At 38.0% G+C, this 4,442-nt stretch carries 2 protein-coding genes, 3 pseudogenes and 1 other annotated feature; of the genes and pseudogenes, 2 read left to right on the top strand and 3 right to left on the bottom strand.

What is annotated here, in order from left to right:
• Positions 1–517, bottom strand: a pseudogene (locus tag FTT73_RS15730) (transposase); the annotation flags it as partial.
• Positions 126–242, bottom strand: a sequence feature (AL1L pseudoknot). Its footprint overlaps the pseudogene before it by 117 nt.
• A gap of 35 nt (positions 518–552) precedes the next feature.
• On the opposite strand from FTT73_RS15730, the pseudogene FTT73_RS16635 reads away from it, so the two are divergent.
• Positions 553–747: pseudogene (locus FTT73_RS16635) on the top strand (hypothetical protein); the annotation flags it as partial.
• Between the two features lie 808 nt (positions 748–1,555).
• Positions 1,556–3,211 (top strand): HNH endonuclease signature motif containing protein, encoded by a 1,656-nt coding sequence (locus FTT73_RS15720; protein WP_180075633.1) that lies wholly within the window; start codon positions 1,556–1,558, stop codon positions 3,209–3,211.
• A gap of 376 nt (positions 3,212–3,587) precedes the next feature.
• Here the strand turns inward: FTT73_RS15720 and FTT73_RS15715 are convergent, their stop codons facing one another.
• Positions 3,588–3,911, bottom strand: coding sequence for a type II toxin-antitoxin system HicB family antitoxin (locus tag FTT73_RS15715; RefSeq protein WP_063454488.1), 324 nt, complete (start codon positions 3,909–3,911; stop codon positions 3,588–3,590).
• Positions 3,912–3,919: 8 nt separating this feature from the next.
• Positions 3,920–4,045, bottom strand: a pseudogene (locus FTT73_RS16630) (toxin HicA); the annotation flags it as partial.
• Positions 4,046–4,442: the final 397 nt, after the last annotated feature.

The raw sequence follows: 4,442 nt of genomic DNA, 5'->3' as shown, positions 1-4,442 counted from the left end.
CCATACCGACCTGAACTTTCCTTCCAAATTCGTTTAATCTCCTCAGCATGATGCAAGTCATGTAAATCTCGCTTTGCTCGATGTTCTGGATTTTCACAGAGATCTAGAGTCCGGTAATAGGTTGAAGCTGCGATCGGTAAAATCCTACAAATCGCATCAACACCATATAAGTCTTTATTGTTATGGATAAAATCCACCATTATTTGTGTGGGCGTTCGAGCTCCGCCTGGGCGAAAAAAGCGGCTGCTTTACGTAGAATTTCATTGGCGCGTTGCAGTTCTTTATTTTCGCGTTCCAGTTGTTTGATACGTTCTTGGTCTGAAAGCTGCTGTACTTTAACTGGATTTTGTTTATCTAAATATTTTTGATACCAAACACGTAGTGTTTCAGGAGTACAACCTATCTTGGGAGCAATAGCGGTGATCGCAGCCCAAGTAGAAGGATAATCTTTTTCAGATTCAATCAATAATTGAACCGCTCTTTCTCTGATTTCAGGGGTATATTTTAATTTTGTCATCGGGATAGTCTCTCAGAATATTGACTCTCCGACAAACCCGGTACGGTTCACATTTTACGGCAGAGGATGAACCTATGCTTTCAATCCTTACAGAACATCAGTTTTTTCCGATAGTGATGAAACATAATAAATATGATTATTTTAGAATTATGTCTAAACAAGCGTCATTAAGTGCCGTGCGATGGGTACTTGCGTGGTTGAGTGTACGATATTTGGTGATTAGAGATCATAATTCTGTGAATTTGTTCAAGACAGCTACGTGTGCATAAATATCATTTACCTGACTAGGAAAACTTCTTGCTGCTCATTTATCACTTAATAATAGAGACTCAGGTATTTTTTATGGATCAACAAAGCAATAAAAACATCACATTATTCCTTGCATTTGATTTGCTACTGGAAGCTGTACAACACACTTCCTTATGGAAATAGCCTAAGCAGATATCGTTCAATTTAAGGGGCCCAGGCCTTTGCTTGGCAAATCAGATTTTAACAAAGCAAAGGCCTGGGAATCCGCGAATTTGATTTTTTTCTTTGCTTTCAATTTGATCCATACGTTATCGATTTATATTTTTTATTTAAAAATGAATAAAAAAATTCTAATTTGGTTTGACCAAAGAAAAAGATACCCATATGATAATTACATTACAGCAAAATCTGTAATCGGGCGTGGAAACCCGCATCTCAACGTACTAAAGAGTCACTTTTAGTGGCTCTTTTGTGTCTGCATGGCAATGCTTTATGGCAGGCCAAGTAGGGCAGTCTATGACTGGCCGTTTCGTTGAGCGGTATTTCCACCCCTATTTGGTTTGCCACCATCTCGTGGAAAAGATGTTGGCAAATTTCACATTGATCAACGAGATTACAATATGAAAAATATCATCTTAAAAGTACCCATTTCTCTTAGGTTTCTTTTGTTAGCGCTGACCGGATATTGACGGTCATTTAATTCATCGCTTTAACTAAATTGAACTATATGCACTTTCAAATTTCGTGCTTTAGCGAATATAGGAAAGTGCTGCCTGGAGAAAACAAAAAATGGGCCAAACTCGATTACTGACGAATATCATTCAGCGTAAAGTCATGTTGCCAGAAGAAATGTCGCCTTCAATGCAGCGTGATAATTTTGAAGTGGCACTGACTGATTTTGAAAAGCATGCCATCATCAAATGTTTATTTAAAGCGGATAACCAGCGTTCTACTGAATGTTGGAGTGTGCAGGAAATTGCAAACTTTATTGAGAATTGTACAGAAGATCAAAATATCAATTTGTGTATCTTGTATTGGAAAGATATACACGGCAACATCTATATTATCGATGGGGCGCATCGTCTTTCGAGTATTTATGCTTGGGTCAAGAGATATTTTGCAGATGAACAAGCCACTCAAGCGCCTAATTTTAGCGATCAACAAAAAGAAGATATTCGTGACCTGCGAAATCATTTAGGAGATCTAGCTGACTTCCAAAAAATTTGTATTGATCCTAAATTTGCAGAACAAAAATCTAAATTAGACGATATTAAAATCAGTTTCCGGCAAGTGCTTGGTACTCCAGAAGACGCAAGACGCGTATTCCAATCGATTAATTCAGATACTAAACGCCTAGATAAATATGAGGAATATCATCTAAGAAGTCGGGGAAGTGATGCATATTATGCGATCTATGCCTGTTGTTATATCAATGACAATAAATCCAATTTAGAAGAGCTTCAATATACACGTTTAAATTCGCTGATCGAGTTGGGGGAGAAGATCCATCAGCTGCTTTTCTCTACCATATTATTAGATACTGAAATGAGTCATGGCAAAAAAATTGGCTTGGTCAATGAGCTCATGAATATCATCGCGGGTGATCAGATTCATAATATCATGAGCCTGAATCAGGGTGAACGCGTTGAAAAGATCATGTCACATCTGTTTACGGTCCTTTGCAGAATGGCCACTCCTGTAAAAAATACTGGGGTTCCGAGTTTGGGCTTACATCCGTTCTTATATTTTTATAAGGACCAGCGTTTTCAGATTACTTCCTTTCTGGCATGGTTTGCTATTGTGTTTGAAATTCATGAAAGCCTGATGCAGACTCACCATCGAACCATTAGCTTTAAAGAGTTTACACGTGTCCGCCGTAGTATTGAGTTCTTGATTGCCAATTTTCCAGTGGCGACCACTGAAACGGTCGGTAAGTTCGGCAGTGGGATTAAAGGCTATGATCGGCTACAAATCGTTTATAAAGCCTTTATCTGTTTAAGCCTGGAAATGGATGTCGATTTTGAAGATGAAGAATGCCTGAACACCTTTATTTTGTCGATGTCAAAGGCTTTCAAGTACATCAACTTTAATGAGTTTTATTCTGAAAGATTTTTGGGTAATTATGATGATGGGGTTGTAGAGCATGTAGTCGGATATGTTGAATCGATTAGCCCGATCTCTCGATCAAAGCCCAAGGCCTTTTCAGCATTAACCAAAAATTTGCTTAAGCACAATTTTCTGGTGGGTAATCATAACTTTTGCCCCATTTGTGATGGATTAATCTATCTCGATTCTACTGAATCGGATCATCGGATTGCCAAAGCCGCAGGTGGCCAAGGGGTGCTAGAGAATGGTCTGCTGGTTCATCCACTCTGTAATAGAATGAAATCAGATCTGAGCCTGGAAGAGATTAGAGCGGATTTGTTTGGTGAATTACTGTATTAATCAGCAGAGTGATGAACTCATTTTCTCAAGTGTGTTAATTAATGATAAATCACATGATTTAACTTTTGATATATTCAGCCAGTGTAGCTTTTTTTAATTAAGTGCAGAATCATAGCTAGAAGCTAGCTGTAGTTTCTGAATGACCGTCAAGGTCCTTAGTTTTGCCCATTGATCCTTCTCTGGGCATTTTTTTTGATCAAAATATAACGCTATTCTTGCTAAAAATTGAATATTAATTTTTAACGAAAATTATGTGTAGATAGGTCTAGATAAATTTTTATTCCATTTTCTGCAAATTATTGGATAAACCAACCAGCTATTCTTGTTTATGGTCTACCAGTCATTCTCATTCCAAGTAGACCATCAAGATATAAAACTACATAGCCAATTTTGCCGATACCAAACGATTCATACTCACACCACGCTCCGCAGCTTCAAGTGCTAGTTTTTGATGAACCATTGATGGAACACGAACAGCAAACCGTCCGCTATACTTTTTTTCTGAAAGCGGTACAGGTAATTTCTCATTATTGCTGATCATATCTGCTACAACTTCAGCAACAAGATCAACAATCCCTGAAAATGCTTTAGATTGTTCTGCATCGAGCCAAGACAGTGACGGAAATTCGGCACATAGACCAACATACTCATTATCTTCTGCTGACCATGTAACACGATAAGTAAATTGTTTGCTATCCATTTGACACCTCACAATGTTTTAAGTTTATCAAGTGCAGCTAATACTTGCCTAACCTGATAAGGTTTAGCCTTTCCGCTATCATCTTGAAGATTAATACGAGGATCGCCTTGCCACGGTGTTTTAAATACCGTGTGACTACCACTTGTTTGTCTTGGTTCACCAAAATATTGCTTACAAACCTTGAGTAAATCGACATAGCGGATATTTTTTGGATTATTCCGCATTTGTTCTATAAGTTGATCAAGATTTGCCATTTAAATGCTCAATAGTGCCAATGATTAATAGTATCAATATTGATACTATTAATCAAGAGTTTGGCATGCCTAGTGGCTTATACGAACAGAAATGAATGGTAGGGTGCAAATAGGAATAGGGGGTAGATTTACATAGGAATATGCAATTTACTATCTGTAAGTGAAAGAGGACTCCACCCGACAGTCAGGGTGGAGGTGAATTTCACAGATTTTAACCTTGTTGGTTTTGAATGTATTTCTTAATAATATCTAAGGGCGCACCACCGCACGACCCTGC

This window comes from Acinetobacter sp. YH01006 (assembly GCF_013420445.1).
GTDB classification, from domain to species: Bacteria; Pseudomonadota; Gammaproteobacteria; order Pseudomonadales; family Moraxellaceae; genus Acinetobacter; species Acinetobacter pseudolwoffii.
Note: the sequence above shows the minus strand (reverse complement) of the source record. Positions and strands in the feature narration are given on the sequence as shown.